The following is a 15,513-nucleotide window of genomic DNA, read 5'->3' on the forward strand; positions in this document are numbered from 1 at the left end:
ACACTGGCCCTTGACAGCCCGGGCAGGACTGATGACATGATCATTTCCAAATGACCCAAAAGGAAGGCGAAACTGTGTTGGGACCCGCTGAACACCCCTGGCTCGATCCGCTCTGGCGGCGCGTCGTACTCGTTGTCTTCTGTGGTGTCTGGACGGTCGTGGAATTTGCGATGGGCAACACGGGATGGGGAAGCATCATTGGGGCAGTCACGGCCTACGCGGCCTGGTGTTACCTGTATGCATACAAAGGCTCCGACGCGGCCGCCTCAGAAGCCTCCGCAGAGGCGCGTGAAGACGAGGCGCAATAGAGACGATGCGCTGGTTGTTCGCACACGGGATCCTGAGCGGAGCGAGGCTGGCAGCCGCGATGCTCGGGATTTTCCTGGTTTCTGCAGGGCCGTGGGCAGTCCCGAGCACGGCCGATGCCAGCGAAGCGGTTTCGGTTCCACATGCATCCGTGCAGGACACCCTGAACAAGCGCTGTGTCGTTTGCCACGGGTGTTACGACGCGCCCTGTCAGTTGAAACTGTCGTCTCCCGACGGTTGGCAACGCGGGGCAACGAAGGCAAGGGTCTACGATTCCAAGCGGCTGGAGGATGCTCCGACCACGCGCCTCGGCATCGACGCGACAACCGTGCCCGAATGGCGGCAAAAAGGGTTTTTCCCGGTTACGGCAGATCAAGGCGGTGCGTCCGTCCTGGAACAGTTGCTGAAGGCCGGACGACGGCAGACCTTTGAACTGGGAAAAGCCCTTCCCGACGAGCTGAACATCAGTCCACTGCGCCGCAACAGTTGTCCGGCTCCCGGGGAGATCAAGGACTACCTGTCCGACCACAGATACGGCGGCATGCCGTTCGCAACCGCACCGCTGCCCGAGGCAGATTTTCAGACACTTCTGGCCTGGGCCGCCGACGGCTCGCCGGCTGTGGGCAAAACCGCCGAGGTCCCCGGTCACGTCGCCGACAGCGTCAACAAGGTCGAGACGTTCTTCAACACGGACACGCTGAGATCGAAGCTGGTCGCGCGCTACCTTTATGAACATCTGTTCCTCGCCCATCTGCACATTGAAGGGGATGACCCGAGACGTTTCTTCCGTTTGATCCGGTCGCGCACGCCGCCAGGAGAGCCACATGAAGAAATCCCGTCCCGGCGACCCTTCGACGACCCTGGCGGCTCGTTCTTCTACCGCCTCATTCCGATAGACGGCACGATCCTGCACAAGGAACATATCGTCTACGAGATCGGGGCTGACCGACTGGCCCGCTATCAAGACCTGTTCTTCGCACCGGACTGGGATCTTGAGAACCTTCCGCCATACTCGAAGGAAGCTGGCGGCAATCCGCTTTCAACCTTCAGGGCGATTCCGGCGCGCAGCAGGTACCAGTTTCTGCTGGACGATGCCCTTTTCTTCGTGCGCACCTTCATCCGCGGACCGGTCTGTTACGGTCAGGTTGCGGTGAATGTCATTCAGGACCGGTTCTGGGTATCCTTCCTTGACCCCGATGCGGATCTCTCCGTCACGGATCCGAGTTTTCTTGCCGACGCCATTCCCGTCCTGGAACTGCCCGTCGCCCTTTCAGACGACAAGATGTCGGAACGGCTGAAGAGTTTTCTTCTGGTCGGGCCACTCAAGTATCAGACCTTCCGTCAGGAGCGCTACGCGCGGAAAGCGGCAAAAGACGGCGGCCTGACCTACTCGGACATCTGGGATGGAGACGGCACCAACACAAACGCCCGCCTGACGATCTACAGGAACTTCTCCTCGGCTTCGGTCGTCACCGGCTTTGAAGGGGCGATCCCGAAAACCGCCTGGGTTATCGACTTCCCGCTCTTTGAGCGGATCTACTATGATCTTGTTGCCGGGTTCGACGTGTTCGGCAATGTCGAGCATCAACTGACCACGCGCATGTACATGGACAATCTTCGCCGGGAAGGCGAACGCATGTTCCTCTACTTTCTGCCCGCCAACCGGCGCGATGCCCTTCACGACAGCTGGTACAAGGGGCCGCTGGCCAGCCTGCTCGATCTCTGGAAGGAAAGCCCCATCGACGACACGACGCCGACGGGAATCCGTTTTCAGACCGACAGACCCAAGACAGAGTTTCTGACACGGCTTTTGACCATTGCGCCTCGGCTCTGGTCGCAGAGCGATCCGATCAACCGTTGCGCCGGCGATGCATGCGCCGACACGGCATCTGCCGCCGGCCATCTTCGTGGCTTGAGCCAGCAACCCGCGCCATGGGCGAAGTTCATGCCTGACGTTTCGGTTCTCGTTGTCGAGGACGGCGGCAAGAGGCAAGCCTTCACGATTGCGCATGACATGGCGCACAGCAACGTCGCCTTCATCTTCAACGAAGATCTGCGCCGGGAACCGGAACAGGACGAACTCACGATCGTGAAGGGGCAGTTCAGCAGCTATCCGAACTTCATTTTCCGGATGAAAGCCGCAGAGGTACCGGATTTCGTGACCGGCGTCAGGGCAATCCGCAGCCAGCGGGACTATCTGAACGTGATCGCGGCCTACGGAATCCGGCGAACCGACCCCAGGTTCTGGGAGAGCATCGATCTGATCCAGTCCGAACTCAACGATCAGGATGCGGTTCAAGCGGGTCTGCTCGACATCAACCGCTACAATGACCCCAAGCCGCTGGACCCGATCGAGCGGCTGTTCGAATTCACATTCTCCTTCGACTGAGCGGCTTGGTTACCGGACCGGACGTCATTGAGCACCGCTTCCTGACAGCTCATCGATCAGCCACTTGCAGAAAATCGCGGCATCCTGGCTCAGGGCCTGACGGGGCCCGGAGGTCACCAGGTGATAGCTGTGGCGGCTCGTGATCCTGCGGCTTGACGACACGATCAGACGGCCGCTGTCAAGATACGGTTGCGCAAGGCTTTGCAGAACGAGCGCGTGTCCGTGGCCGAGGGCGGCAAGCTCCAGCGCGGACAGTGTCTGATCGACCTGAAGCCCGGTACGCTGCGGAACCGGATGCCCGAATGTTCTGAAGAAACTCTCCCATGTGTCGATGACACCCATGATGTCGAGACGAGGCGCTTTTGCCAGCGCCGGCAGATCCTTTTCCTTGCTCGCCAGCGCAAGGCCGGGATGACACACCGGGATGATCGGATCATTCAGCAGAAACGTCACATGACCATCGCCCCAGCTGCCGTCCCCGAAACGAATGTCGATTTCAAAGAGATCCGGCTGAAGGGTTTCAGCCCAGGCTGCCGAAATCATCTGCAGTTCGATGCCTGGAAACGCCTGCTGGAAGGACCTCAATCTCGGGATCATCCAAAGGTGGCCGAAACTGTTGAGACAGCGGAAGCGGACAGGCTGGCGGTCGCGGTCTCCAAAGACTGAAACGGTTGCGATGGACAAGTCCGAGAACGCCTTCTCGACACTCGGCAGGTAGGTCTGGCCAAGCCGGGTCAGGACCAGTTCCCGGTGCACCCTGTCAAAAAGCGGAAAGCCAAGCCTCTGCTCCAGCTGCCGCACCTGATAGCTGACGGCTGCCGGTGTCAGCAACAGCTCTTCGGCCGCTCTGGTAAAGTTTCCGAGCCGTGCCGCGGCCTCGAACGCACGCAGCCAAGGCAAGGGTGGAAGACTGTATGACATAAACACTTTCCGACACTGGCTGTGCAAATATTCGCGTTTGCAGGCAACGCCTTCCTACAAAATTTTTCAACATACAGCCAAATTTTTTTTCGTTTTGACCTTTTTCCGAATGCGATGAATATCCCGTGCAAACACCAATTATCCGGCGATGACGCATTGGAAACCTTCGACTACATCATTGTGGGTGCCGGGTCAGCCGGATGCATTCTGGCCGAACGCCTGAGCGCCGATCCCGAAATCTCCGTGCTATTGCTGGAAGCAGGCGGGCGCGATTCATCGCCCTGGGTTCGCCTGCCGCTCGGATATGCAAAACTCGTCACCAGTGAAAAACACACATGGCAATTCCAGACTGATCCCGACACCGGGCTGAACGGACGCAGCCTCTCGTGGCCGCGCGGCAAGATGCTCGGGGGGTCCGGCTCCATCAATGCGATGGTGTATTGCCGCGGTCTCCCCGGCGACTTCGACGACTGGGCGCGCGCGGGCGCACACGGATGGGGCTGGGCTGACGTCAAACCCGTTTTCGAGCGGCTGGAAACCAAAGTCGGGCGACGTGGTGAAAAGACGGGCACCGGATCGATCCATGTTCAGGACACTTCCGATCAGATACACCCGCTGAACCGGCATTTTTTCGCCGCGCTTGAAGAAACCGGGTTGCCGAGATCGGATGACTTCAATGGCGCGTTCCCCGAAGGCGGGGGCGTCTACCACATCAACACGCAAAACGGTGAACGCTGCTCGTCCGCGCGTGCGTTTCTGCGGCCTGCCCTCGCACGGTCCAATCTTGTGCTGCGCACCGAGACGCAGGTAAGCCGCGTCCTATTTGAAGAAACGACAGCCACAGGTGTTCTGCTTGCTGACGGATCCCGGTTCGCTGCAAGGCATGAAGTCATTCTATCCGCCGGTGCCATCGGCTCTCCGCACCTGCTGCAGGTCTCCGGCATCGGTCCCGGGCGGTTATTGCAGTCCCTCAAGGTTCCGGTCATCTGCGCCAATGACAATGTCGGCGCCAATCTTCAGGATCATCTGACGGCGACCTACACTTTCCGGGCCAGGGAACGCACACTGAATTCCGTCTTGCGGCCGCTTGCCGGCCAGGCACTTGCGGCCTTGCAATACGCTTTCACCCGGCGCGGGCCGCTTGCGCTTTCGGTCAATCAATGCGGCGGGTTCCTGAGGTCCGATCCGAACATGGACCGGCCGGACCAGCAGCTCTATTTCAATCCGATCAGCTACCGCGTAACCCAGGGCGGCAGGCAGACCAGACTGGCGCTCGATCCATTCAACGGGTTCATCATCTGCGCCCAGCCGACCCGGCCGACGAGCCGTGGACGCGTTGAAATCAAGACCGCCGATACCGCCGTTGCACCGCGCATTCAGCCGAATTCGCTCAGCACGGAAGCAGACCGGAGGTCCGTGGTCGCCGGCGGCCGTCTCTGTCAGAACATCATGGCCAGCCAATCGATGCGCGGTGTCGTCGAAACATCGCTCGAGCCGCGTCTTGAAAGCCTTGACGATGACGCGTTGCTTGCCGATTTCCGGGATCGGGCGAGCACGGTCTATCATCCGGTGTCGACCTGCATGATGGGCGAAAACCGGGATACGGCCGTCATCGACAGCCGCCTCAGCGTGCACGGTGTTGATCGTTTGCGTGTTGTCGACGCCTCAGCCTTTCCCAATATCACTTCTGGCAATACAAATGCCCCGACCATGATGCTCGCCCTGAAAGGGGCCGACCTTATCCTGCAAGACCTGAAACGAGCCGCGACATGACAGCCAACACAATCGCCCGGGACTATCTGAAGACCGGCAGCTTTCCGGGCCTTCCCGACGGCCACTTCATCGACGGCAGGACGACACCTCCGTCGCCGAAGAAAATGGAAAGTTTCGATCCGGGACGAGCCGAGGCCTTCGCGGAATTCTCGCTTGGCGAGACCTCCGACATGGACAGGGCGATCGCGTCGGCGGAAAAGGCGGCGGCCCGCTGGCGGCAGGTTTCGCCGGGAGAACGGTGCACGATCCTCAACAATGTCGCCCGCCTTTTCCGCGAAAACGCCGATCGCCTTTCCGTCATCGAGGTTATCGACAGCGGCAAGACCCTTGCCGAGGCGCAGGGCGATGTGCAGTCTTCCGCACGGCTGTTCGAATTTTATGCCGGCGCTGCCGACAAGCTCGACGGCCGGTCGGTCAATCTGGGGCCGGATCATACCGCCTTCACGGTGCGCGAACCGGTCGGTGTCACCGGGCATATCATTCCCTGGAACTATCCGACATCCACCTTTGCACGCGGTGTGGCTCCGGCGCTTGCGGCTGGTTGCTCCGTGGTTGCAAAACCGGCGGAGACGACGCCGTTCACGGCGCTGATCATGGCGGAACTTCTGTGCGAGGCAGGTGTTCCGGAAGGCCTTGTGAACGTCGTTACCGGCCTTGGAAGCGATATCGGTGCGCAACTGGCACGCGATCCAAGGATCAAGCAGCTCACCTTCACCGGTTCCGTTTCCACCGGCATCAACGTCGCGCAAATGGCCGCGCCCAATGTCACCCGGCTCACGCTTGAACTCGGTGGCAAGTCACCCCTGATCGCCTTCGAGGACGCAGATCCGGAGAAGGTCGCCGACGGGTCCTACTGGGCTATTTTTTCCAATTCCGGTCAGATCTGTTCTGCCGGGTCGCGGCTGATCCTGCACAAGGCGATCCGGGACGATGTGCTTGCGATCCTGGCCGAGCGTGCAAAATCCATCAGACCCGGACACGGACTGTCTTCACCCGACATGGGGGCGATCAATTCGGACCTGCATCTGTCCCGCATCAAGGCGCATGTCGAGGCGGCGAAAGCCCGGGGTGCGAACCTCTTGACCGGCGGTGACGTTACTGTCGACGCAGACACCGGCAAGGGCTGGTTCTTCCAGCCGACGGTGATTGCAGATCTCGGCCCCGATGATCCGGCCGTCCAGGACGAAATCTTCGGTCCGGTGCTTTCGGTACAGAATTTCGAGACCGAGGAAGAAGCCGTCCGGCTTGCCAACGGTACGGAATTCGGGCTCGTTGCAAGTGTCTATACACGGGATGTCGGGCGCGCGATGCGGGTTGCGAATGCAATGGATTGCGGTCAGGTTTCCGTCAACGACTATTGGGCCGGCGGCCTGGAGTTGCCTTTCGGGGGCAACAAGAAGTCCGGATACGGCCGCGAAAAGGGCTGGGAAGGACTGGATGCCTATACCAAGGTGAAGTCGATCACGATCAGCAACGCGAGTTGAGAACCGTTTCATGAAACTCGATCAAATCGAGACCTTTGTCGTCGGAAATCCGCCACCGCGCCACGGCGGACGCTACTTCATCTTCGTGAAGCTGGTGACGTCCTGCGGCATCACCGGCTACGGCGAGATCTACAACGCGACTTTCGGGCCGCACCTGGTCGCCGCGATGGCGGAAGATGTTTTCAAGCGGCAGTTCGAAGGCCAGGACCCGCACCATATCGAGTTGCTGTGGCACAGGACCTATGGCGCCGGTTACACGCAGCGCCCGGATGTTTCGGTCATGGGTGTTCTGTCCGGTCTGGAGATGGCCTGCTGGGACATTGTCGGCAAGGCGGCGGGGAAACCGGCATACGAACTCTTGGGCGGCAGGGTTCATGAAAGGCTCCGCTCCTATACCTACCTTTACCCAAAGGCCGGGGATGTCTATCCGGACCCGGACAAGCCCAATGTCTACAATGATCCGGACATCGCCGCCGAGGCCGCCATGGCCGCCGTCGAACAGGGATTTACCGCGGTAAAGTTCGATCCGGCCGGGCCTTACACGATCTATGACGGACACCAGCCGAGCCTTCAGGATCTGGACCGCTCCGAAGCGTTCTGCCGCAAGATCCGGGAGGCCGTCGGCGACAGGGCCGATCTCCTTTTCGGCACCCATGGACAATTCACCGTTTCCGGAGCCAAACGCATGGCCCGGCGGCTGGAAGCCTACGACCCGCTCTGGTTCGAGGAGCCGATCCCGCCTGAAAAACCGGAAGACATGGCCGAGGTCGCCCGCTATACGTCGATACCAGTTGCGACCGGCGAGCGGCTGTGCACCAAGTACGAGTTCTCGCGCGTTCTGGAAACGAAGGCCGCCAGCATTTTGCAGATGAATCTCGGCCGTGTCGGAGGTCTGCTCGAAGCCAAGAAAATCGCCGCGATGGCCGAGTGTCATTCCGCCCAGGTCGCGCCACATCTCTATTGCGGCCCTCTGGTCGCGCTCGCCAACATCCAGCTCGCCACCTGCAGCCCGAATTTTCTGGTTCTGGAATCGATCCGCACCTTCGACGGGTTCTACGCGGAGCTTCTGAAGTCGCCGATCCGTTGGCAGGACGGCTACGTCATTCCCTCAACCGAACCGGGGCTCGGCTCCGACCTCAACGAAGAGGTTGCCCGCGCGCATCCTTACGAAGGCGATGACCTGCATCTGGGTCTGCAGGAAACTCCGGCGCTGCCACTTTGAAGAGACGGTGTGACTTATGACGCACGCACCGCGTCAAGCACCATGGAAACCAGCCGCGCGCGCAGTCTTTCCTGGCCGGCGTCCGTGAAAAGGTCATCGCCATAAAGGTGCGAGAACGTCGCCCTGTTGGAGATGTTGAAAACGCAGAATGCCGAGATGGTCCAGTGAAGTTCCAGTGGATCGACATCTTCCCTGAACGTGCCTTCCCCGATACCGCGGCGGCAAAGCTCCTCCAGGCCGGTGATGATCTGGCTGTTCAGCTTCGGGATTGTTTCGGACTGCTTCAGGTGCTTGCCGTGATGAATGTTCTCGATCGTAATCAGCCGAATATATTCCGGGTTTTCCCGGTGGAAGTCGAAGGTGAAGGCTGCCAGCTTCGCAAGAGCGTCCAAAGGCGGCAACGCCTGCAGGTCGAGTTGCCCCTCGCCCTTTCTCAGCCGCGCGTATGCTGCTTCCAGAACCTTGGCATAGAGGCCGCTCTTGTCACCGAAATAGTAATAGATCATCCGCTTCGACGATTTCGTGCGCCGGATGATCTCGTCGATCCGCGCGCCTGAAAAACCGGATTCGGCGAATACGGATGTGGCCACGGCCAGTATGTCCGCCTTGACGCCTTCCGGGTCCTGCTTCCAGCTCGACTTGCGCTCTCCCTCGTTCCTTTTCACGCGCCTGAACCGCTCTTAAGAGAATTGATCATTGACAAATTAACCTTTTGGTACATTCTGTTCACCCGATAGTCCGGTGCGCGCTTTGGAGGAGGACGACGCGGTGAAGACGTCGATTGCGACGGTATCCATTGCCGGTGACCTGCCGCGCAAGCTGGCCGCGATTTCCGCCGCCGGCTTTGACGGTATCGAGATCTTTGAACAGGATTTCATCGCACATGACGGTGGCGCTACGGATGTCGGAAAAATGGTCCGCGACCATGGGCTAGAAATTCTGCTGTTTCAACCCCTCCGCGATTTCGAAGGTTTGCCCGATCCCCAGCGTAGCCGCGCTTTCGAGCGCGCGAAGCGCAAGTTCGACGTCATGAACAACCTCGGGACCGATCTGGTTCTGATCTGTTCGAGCGTACATCCAAAGGCACTCGGGGGCATTGACCGGGCCGCGTCCGATCTGGCCGAGCTGGGAGACATCGCCCGCGCGCACGGCGTGCGCGTCGGCTATGAAGCGCTGGCCTGGGGCCGTTACATCAACGACCACCGCGACGCCTGGGAAGTCGTGCGCCGGGCAGATCATCCGACCATCGGTCTGATCGTCGACAGTTTCCATACGCTTGGGCGCAAACTCTCACCCGACAGTCTCCAGTCGATCCCCGGTGACCGGATCTTCTTCGTCCAGCTTGCCGACGCACCGCAAATCGACATGGACCTGCTCTACTGGTCGCGCCATTTCAGGAACATGCCGGGAGAAGGCGATCTCGACGTGACAGCCTTCCTGAAAGCCGTTGCCGCAACCGGATATGACGGTCCGATTTCCCTGGAAATCTTCAACGATCAGTTTCGGGGCGGCAGTCCCGAAATGATCGCGTGCGACGGCTACAGGTCGCTGATGGCGCTTGCCGACGATGTTGAGCGGGAAGCTCCGCATTCCCGGATCGGCATTCAGCCGATGCCCGAACGCCCGCGTATCGAGCGGGTCGAGTTCATCGAGTTCACGGCAGATGAAACATCAGGTGCGGAATTCGAACAGCTTCTGGCATCGCTCGGGTTTCGCCTGGCGGCGCAGCACATCAACAAATCGGTTGCCGTCTGGCAGCAGGGCGGCATCCGGATTGTCATCAACAAGGACGGCAACGGGTTCGCACGTGCCTGCCTTAAGAAGCATGGCCTTGGCGTTTGCGACATTGGCCTGCGGGTCGACAATGCAAATGCAGCCGTGGACCGCGCCACGCGCCTTGGCGCAGAACCTTTTCACCAGCCGCTTAACGACGGGGAAATGGCGCTGCCGGCGATCCATGCCGTCAGCGGGTCGATCATGCATCTGCTTGACGAACCAAGCGGACTTTCCGACGTCTGGGATGTGGAGTTCAAGCCGGTTGAAAGCGGTGGGGATGCAGGACTGCTTCAGACGGTCGATCACATCGCGCAGACGATGGACTATGCCGAGATGCTGAGCTGGTCGCTTTTCTATACGGCACAGTTCGCCCTGAACAAACGTCCGGTCTTTGACGTGGTCGACCCTGGCGGCATCGTGCGCAGCCAGGTGATCGAAGCATCCGACGGAAGCTTTCGCCTGACATTGAACGGTGCGGACTCAAAGGACACGCTTGCCGGGCAATTCATCGCGGACCGCGCCGCGTCGGCCGTCCAGCACATCGCCTTTTCATGCGCCGATATTTTCGCAACTGCCGCAGTGCTCGAGGCAAGAGGATTTGAGCCACTGGAGTTGCCGGACAATTACTACGACGATCTCGCGGCCCGCTTTGGATTCGACGATCCGGAAATCCAGCGCCTGAAGCAATCGGGTGTTCTCTACGACGAAGACGACCAAGGCGCGTTCTATCAGATCTATAGCCGTCCGCTGGCCGGCGGTTTTTTCTTCGAAATCGTTCAACGGACGGGAAACTACTCCGGTTATGGCGGGCCGAACGCGCCGTTCCGGACGGCCGCCATGAAGCGGCTGATGCGGCAGGAAAAGCCGTGAGACACCTCAAGGTGGGCCTGATCGGTTTCGGTCGCAGCTGGAAAAACATCGCGAGCCCGGCCGGCTGGTTCGGTTTGCCACGTGTCGGGGATGGAGAAGCAGGCGTTCGCTTCATTCACGCTGCCATTGCGTCTCACAACGAGGACTCAATCCGAGCCGACGTTTGAGGACGGTGGGTGGCCCTACGTCATTCAATCGCCAAAACCGCCTATATTCCAAAAGACTAAGCCCTTCACGCCGCTTGACCGGTGACAATGATTTTCCTAGCCTCAGGATCTCGACGCCAGGAGAAACAAAACGAGTGGGGGGCGAAAATGGATGCAGCGGAAGCGGCAATGCTTTGCCTGATCGCCGTCATCGGCCACCTGATGGCCCTGTTCTGGTTAAGCGTTGAGGACTACGAAGTCGATCTGTCACGCGACCGGATCTACAATCTTCCCATCAAGGACCCGCAGGTGCGGCGTGAGTTGAAAAACTCCCTGCACACGCCCTTGCATGCGCTCATGCTGATGGTGTTCCTGCTCCTTGGCCTTTTCGACAACAGGTCGGTCACCGGTTTCTTCGGCAGTCTTCTCCTGACCGCTGTCTGGGCGGAAATCTGGCACTATTCGTCCCATCGCGCTTTTCACCTGAAGTCGCTCCACTGGATCCATGCCGAGCATCACCGGAGCCGGCTCTCCAGCCCGTTCACGGCGCTTTCCTTCTCGTTCTGGGAAAAGCTCATTTTCGACCTCGGCATTCTCGGGGCGCTCGCCCTTGTCGACCAGTTCCTGATGCCGCTGAACTTCTTCGGCATCGCGACCTGGTTTGCGCTTTACCTGGTGATCAACTCCTATGGGCACGCCAACTACGAGATCCGGTCGGAAAACTTCATGAAAGTCAAAGGGAAGTACATCACGTCAACGGTGTACCATGCCCTGCATCACTCCCGGTACACGGGGAATTATGGCCTTGGCACACGCTTTCTGGACCGGTTGTTCGGAACGGAGTGGCCCGACTCGGAAGCCGTCTTCGAGCGCGTGGTCGTGGAGAAAAAACCGCTGACGTCGCTCAAGGAGACCGTGGCCGAACCGGACGGGAGCTGATCCATGGATCCCGATATTCTGAGCCAGCTGATCTCCATCTGCGAAGAGCGCGCATTCCCGCCCGGACACGTGCTGCGCTATGAAGGCGGCTTTGCCGGCGACATGCTGCTCGTGCTTGAAGGCGAGGTGGAAATCAGGTTCGAGCAGGGCGACGCGTCAACCATGATTACATCGGCGCGCAACACGATCCTTGGTGAAATCGGGTTCCTGACCGGGAGCGGCGCGTCTGCCCGCGTGGAGACGCTCACGGACGTTCGTGCGCTCGGCATCGGCCGCAAGGAACTGGAACTTCTGGAAACAAGGCGACCGGACATGGCAGCCGCCTTCTCCAGATATCTTGCAAAGCTCATGCGCGCGCGATTGCAGCAGAACACCGTCCTGATGGACGACTTTGAAACGGCTGATCCCCCTGCCCTCGAAGTCTTCCAGTGCAACACCGAAGACCTCATGATCCGCGCGCAACGGCTGCGCTACGAGGTCTATTGCGGGGAATTCAGGCGGCCATCCCCCTACGCCGACCATGATGCGCGCATGCTGATCGATCCGCTCGATGAGCACGGAACCAGTTTTATCGCGGTCTACGAAGGCGAAGACGCGGGGACCGCGCGGGTCAATCTCGCAAAGCATGGCGGTCTCTCGATCCTGCCGGATCTCTACGGCATGGGCACGTCCGAACACCATCCGCACAAGACCTGCGTCATCACCAAATATGCGATCCCGGAGAAATGGCGCGGCGGCGCGACGTATATGCGGATCTTCGCAGGCATCGCAACTTTCGTGCAGGCTTCGGGCATTCGCGAGATCTACATCGACTGCGTTCCGGATCTCGCGCGCTTCTACGCGACGATGAAGTTCCGGCAATCGGCGGAAGAGTTTGTCCACTACGAGAACGGACTCTCCGTTCCAATGGTGCTCGATGTCGCGGAGTACCACGCCCGCATTCCCATCGACGAACGCCTGAGACGCAATCGCTGGCGCTAGATCAGCCGGCAGCCAGTTCCTGCTTGTGGGCCTTGACGAGGTCCGCCATGCTGTCGAAACGGAAATCGTAGCTCGGCATTTCTCCCGGGTTCATGGTTGCGCCGAAACCTTCCTTGTCATGACGGCGGTAAATCCAGCAGTTCGCAAGACCGTGCTTGTTGGCAGGTGCATGATCATGGAACATGCTTTCGGCGGTGTGCAGGATTTCGTTTTTGGCGATGCCGTTTCGGGCGAGCGTTTCAAGCATGTATTCGAAATTGCGATCGGCGGGCTTGTAGCTGCCCACATCCTCGGCGGTGTAGACACCGTCGAAAGAGATACCGAGGCGGGCGTTGGAACCGGAGAAGCTGACATTGTCGGTGTTTGTCAGCACGATCAGCCTGAAGTGTTCCTTCAGGTAGGCCAGCGCGTCCCTGCTGTCGTCGAAGGCCGGCCACTGGCGCACGGACAGGCCATAGGCGGCACACTCCTCCCAGGTCACTTCGACGCCCCACTCTTCGGCGAGACGCCGATAGACCACGCCCAGCAGGTCCGAATACTTCTTCGCCGGTGTCCAGCGCTGGCTGGTGGATTCGTGATAGGCATGCGCCTCCAGAATGTCGTCCCGGCTCAGGTGCCGGCTGACCTTGTCCGTCAGCGGTTTCAGCCCGGTTACCATGCCGCTTTCCCAGTCGATAAGCGTGCCGTAGACGTCAAATGTGAGGGCCTTGAAATCAGAGAGTTTCATGAGGTGATCCGATCTTGAGAAAATGTGCTGGTGCGCGGCGTGTCACTTTTGCCGATCCAGGAAATCGACCAGAAGGCCGGAAATCCTTTCAGGCTGATCTTCCATCGCAAAGTGCCCGCAGTTTTCTAGAACATGCAGCTCCGAGCCCGGGATCGCCGCGTGAAGCCTGTGCGCCCAGTCGACGACCTGCCAGGCGTCATCAGCTCCCCAGATCAGCTGGACCGGAAGCCTGCCCAGTTCGTGCAGGCGGTCCGCCACATCCTGAGTGTGGCGCGCCTCGTAGTGACGGACCTGATGCTGGAAGAGACTTCCCTGACCTATCGGGCCGGAAATGAAGTCCAGGTAAATGGCAGCCGCTGTTTCATCCAATCCGTCCGGTTCGTGCACGGTGCTCCGCAGCCAGTCGTGGAAGTGCCGTCTGTGTTCGTCGTCACCGGCCTTGATGAGGTGCTCAAGACCGTTCTTCATCTGCTCGTTCGTGCGCTTTGACGGCCAGGAATCGAATGACACCGTGTCGATCATGGTCAGGGACCGGAGCCGTTCCGGCGACTGGATGCCAAGGCGCTGTGCGACCGCACCACCGATGTCATGCGCAATGAGGTGGAAATCGTCCAGACCCCAGTGCTGCAGCAACCCTTCCAGGATCGGCACCTGACCGGTGACGGACGTATCGACATCCGGGTTCCAGGGGCGTTCCGACAGCCCGAAGCCGAGGAGATCGTAAACATGAACCCGATACCCCGCCTCCACCAGCGGCGGGACAATGTTGCGCCAGATATAGGACGAGGACGGTGTTCCGTGGATCAGAACGACAGGCGAACCTTCGCCATGCGTCCCGTGCGCAATGCGGGTGTTGCCGATCAGCGTGTGGTCATTGACGAGATGCATGTGTGCCGCTCCGTGGCATGAGGTCTTTCCAAACTCCTAGCGCGCATCTATGTTATGACGCAAATGAATGAATGTCATACTTCAATCTACTTTTGTCATGAAAGGCTCAAACATGCCGGAACGTCTGGAGATCGATGCCCTGCGCGCGTTGCTGACGATCGTGCAGCAGGGCGGCGTCACAAGGGCCGCCGAACATCTGTGCGTGTCCCAGTCGGCGGTCAGCCACAAGATCAGGCGGCTGGAGCAAAACCTTGATTGCGAGCTTTTGACCAGACGCACGGGAGCTCCGCTTCTGACGGAAGATGGCGAACGCCTCAAGACCTATGCAAGCCGGATTGTCGATCTGCATGACGAGGCCCTCGCCTCGCTGCGAAAACGCCCGGTTTCAGGTACGATCCGGCTCGGCATGACCGAGGACACGACGACAAGCGGCGTTGCCCGGATCCTCGGCCGGTTCACACGGCTCTTCCCCGAAATCACGGTGCACACACGCGCGAGCCAGAGCCTGTGTGTTCAGGACTGGCTGCAGGCGGGCGAACTCGACCTTGCGGTGATGCAGATCTTCAAGAAGGACGTTCAGCCCGGTGATCTGATCCTTTTTGAGGACACGCTTCACTGGGTCCGCTCAAAAGACCTTGTCCTGGATACGAGTGATCGCATTCCGTTCCTGTCGTTTGACAGCAACTGCTTTTACAAGGTCTGGGCCTTTTCAGAAGGCCTATCAGCGGGTCATCGGTTCGAAAACGTTCTGGAATGCCCGAGCGCTGCGGGCATTCAGTCGGCAGTCAGGTCGGGTCTTGGCGTCGCGCTTTTGAACGGACTGCATGTCACCCCGGATATCGCCACGATAGCGGGCGTGTTTCCCACGCCCCCCGACATCACCTACATCGCCCGGGTTCAGGACGGCGCGCGCAGTCCGGCTGTCGACGCGTTGATCAGCGAGATTGCCAAGGAAGTCTAGTCGGCCATCCCGTTGCGCATTGCCGGTTAGATTGAGGCGCACGCAATCTCGGAACGCAAGCCCTCAAAACAAACGGCGGCTGCAAGGTTCAGCAGCCGCCGTGAATTTTCCGTCATCGGCGCTTCAGGTG

The 15,513-nt window shown here is 59.7% G+C and carries 14 protein-coding genes; 10 read left to right on the plus strand and 4 right to left on the minus strand.

Annotation, left to right across the window (positions count from 1 at the left end; translation table 11 throughout):
* Positions 1 to 74: 74 nt before the first annotated feature.
* Together RBB49_RS01325 and RBB49_RS01330 are read left to right on the plus strand one after the other, a co-directional pair.
* Positions 75 to 308 (plus strand): hypothetical protein, encoded by a 234-nt coding sequence (locus RBB49_RS01325; protein ID WP_306140848.1) that lies wholly within the window; start codon positions 75 to 77, stop codon positions 306 to 308.
* A gap of 5 nt (positions 309 to 313) precedes the next feature.
* Positions 314 to 2,695, plus strand: coding sequence for a fatty acid cis/trans isomerase (locus RBB49_RS01330; RefSeq protein ID WP_306140849.1), 2,382 nt, complete (start codon positions 314 to 316; stop codon positions 2,693 to 2,695).
* 24 nt (positions 2,696 to 2,719) lie between these two features.
* Here RBB49_RS01330 and RBB49_RS01335 read toward each other — a convergent pair whose 3' ends face one another.
* On the minus strand, positions 2,720 to 3,616 hold the full coding sequence (locus RBB49_RS01335; protein ID WP_306140850.1) for a LysR family transcriptional regulator: 897 nt from the start codon (positions 3,614 to 3,616) through the stop codon (positions 2,720 to 2,722).
* A gap of 156 nt (positions 3,617 to 3,772) precedes the next feature.
* Between RBB49_RS01335 and RBB49_RS01340 the strand changes: the two genes are divergently transcribed.
* From RBB49_RS01340 to RBB49_RS01350, 3 genes are read left to right on the plus strand one after another with little or no spacing between them, the layout of a single operon-like run.
* Complete coding sequence (locus RBB49_RS01340) at positions 3,773 to 5,389, plus strand: GMC family oxidoreductase (protein WP_306140851.1); 1,617 nt, start codon at positions 3,773 to 3,775, stop codon at positions 5,387 to 5,389.
* Positions 5,386 to 6,873, plus strand: coding sequence for an aldehyde dehydrogenase family protein (locus RBB49_RS01345; protein WP_306140853.1), 1,488 nt, complete (start codon positions 5,386 to 5,388; stop codon positions 6,871 to 6,873). The genes RBB49_RS01340 and RBB49_RS01345 overlap by 4 nt, the downstream gene beginning before the upstream one ends.
* Positions 6,874 to 6,883: 10 nt before the next feature.
* On the plus strand, positions 6,884 to 8,095 hold the full coding sequence (locus RBB49_RS01350) for a mandelate racemase/muconate lactonizing enzyme family protein (RefSeq protein ID WP_306140854.1): 1,212 nt from the start codon (positions 6,884 to 6,886) through the stop codon (positions 8,093 to 8,095).
* A gap of 14 nt (positions 8,096 to 8,109) precedes the next feature.
* Here the strand turns inward: RBB49_RS01350 and RBB49_RS01355 are convergent, their stop codons facing one another.
* Positions 8,110 to 8,760 (minus strand): TetR/AcrR family transcriptional regulator, encoded by a 651-nt coding sequence (locus RBB49_RS01355; RefSeq protein ID WP_306140855.1) that lies wholly within the window; start codon positions 8,758 to 8,760, stop codon positions 8,110 to 8,112.
* Positions 8,761 to 8,863: 103 nt separating this feature from the next.
* Here RBB49_RS01355 and RBB49_RS01360 point away from each other — a divergent pair, with 103 nt between their 5' ends.
* The 4 genes from RBB49_RS01360 (at position 8,864) to RBB49_RS01375 (ending at position 12,807) form a co-directional block, all read left to right on the plus strand.
* Positions 8,864 to 10,741 carry a bifunctional sugar phosphate isomerase/epimerase/4-hydroxyphenylpyruvate dioxygenase family protein gene (locus RBB49_RS01360; RefSeq protein WP_306140856.1) on the plus strand — a complete coding sequence of 626 codons (1,878 nt, stop codon included), beginning with the start codon at positions 8,864 to 8,866 and terminating at the stop codon, positions 10,739 to 10,741.
* Positions 10,738 to 10,908, plus strand: a complete 171-nt coding sequence (locus RBB49_RS01365) for a hypothetical protein (protein ID WP_306140857.1) — start codon at positions 10,738 to 10,740, stop codon at positions 10,906 to 10,908. Before RBB49_RS01360 ends, RBB49_RS01365 begins: the two co-directional genes overlap by 4 nt.
* A gap of 147 nt (positions 10,909 to 11,055) precedes the next feature.
* Positions 11,056 to 11,826, plus strand: coding sequence for a sterol desaturase family protein (locus RBB49_RS01370; protein ID WP_306140858.1), 771 nt, complete (start codon positions 11,056 to 11,058; stop codon positions 11,824 to 11,826).
* Positions 11,827 to 11,829: 3 nt separating this feature from the next.
* On the plus strand, positions 11,830 to 12,807 hold the full coding sequence (locus RBB49_RS01375; protein ID WP_306140859.1) for a cyclic nucleotide-binding domain-containing protein: 978 nt from the start codon (positions 11,830 to 11,832) through the stop codon (positions 12,805 to 12,807).
* 1 nt (position 12,808) lies between these two features.
* Here the strand turns inward: RBB49_RS01375 and RBB49_RS01380 are convergent, their stop codons facing one another.
* Together RBB49_RS01380 and RBB49_RS01385 are read right to left on the minus strand one after the other, a co-directional pair.
* Positions 12,809 to 13,534 (minus strand): haloacid dehalogenase type II, encoded by a 726-nt coding sequence (locus RBB49_RS01380; RefSeq protein ID WP_306140860.1) that lies wholly within the window; start codon positions 13,532 to 13,534, stop codon positions 12,809 to 12,811.
* 42 nt (positions 13,535 to 13,576) lie between these two features.
* Positions 13,577 to 14,422, minus strand: a complete 846-nt coding sequence (locus RBB49_RS01385; RefSeq protein ID WP_306140861.1) for an alpha/beta fold hydrolase — start codon at positions 14,420 to 14,422, stop codon at positions 13,577 to 13,579.
* Positions 14,423 to 14,534: 112 nt separating this feature from the next.
* Here RBB49_RS01385 and RBB49_RS01390 point away from each other — a divergent pair, with 112 nt between their 5' ends.
* Positions 14,535 to 15,383, plus strand: a complete 849-nt coding sequence (locus tag RBB49_RS01390; RefSeq protein WP_306140862.1) for a LysR family transcriptional regulator — start codon at positions 14,535 to 14,537, stop codon at positions 15,381 to 15,383.
* Positions 15,384 to 15,513: the final 130 nt, after the last annotated feature.

This window comes from Roseibium sp. MMSF_3412 (assembly GCF_030733265.1).
Lineage (GTDB): Bacteria > Pseudomonadota > Alphaproteobacteria > Rhizobiales > Stappiaceae > Roseibium.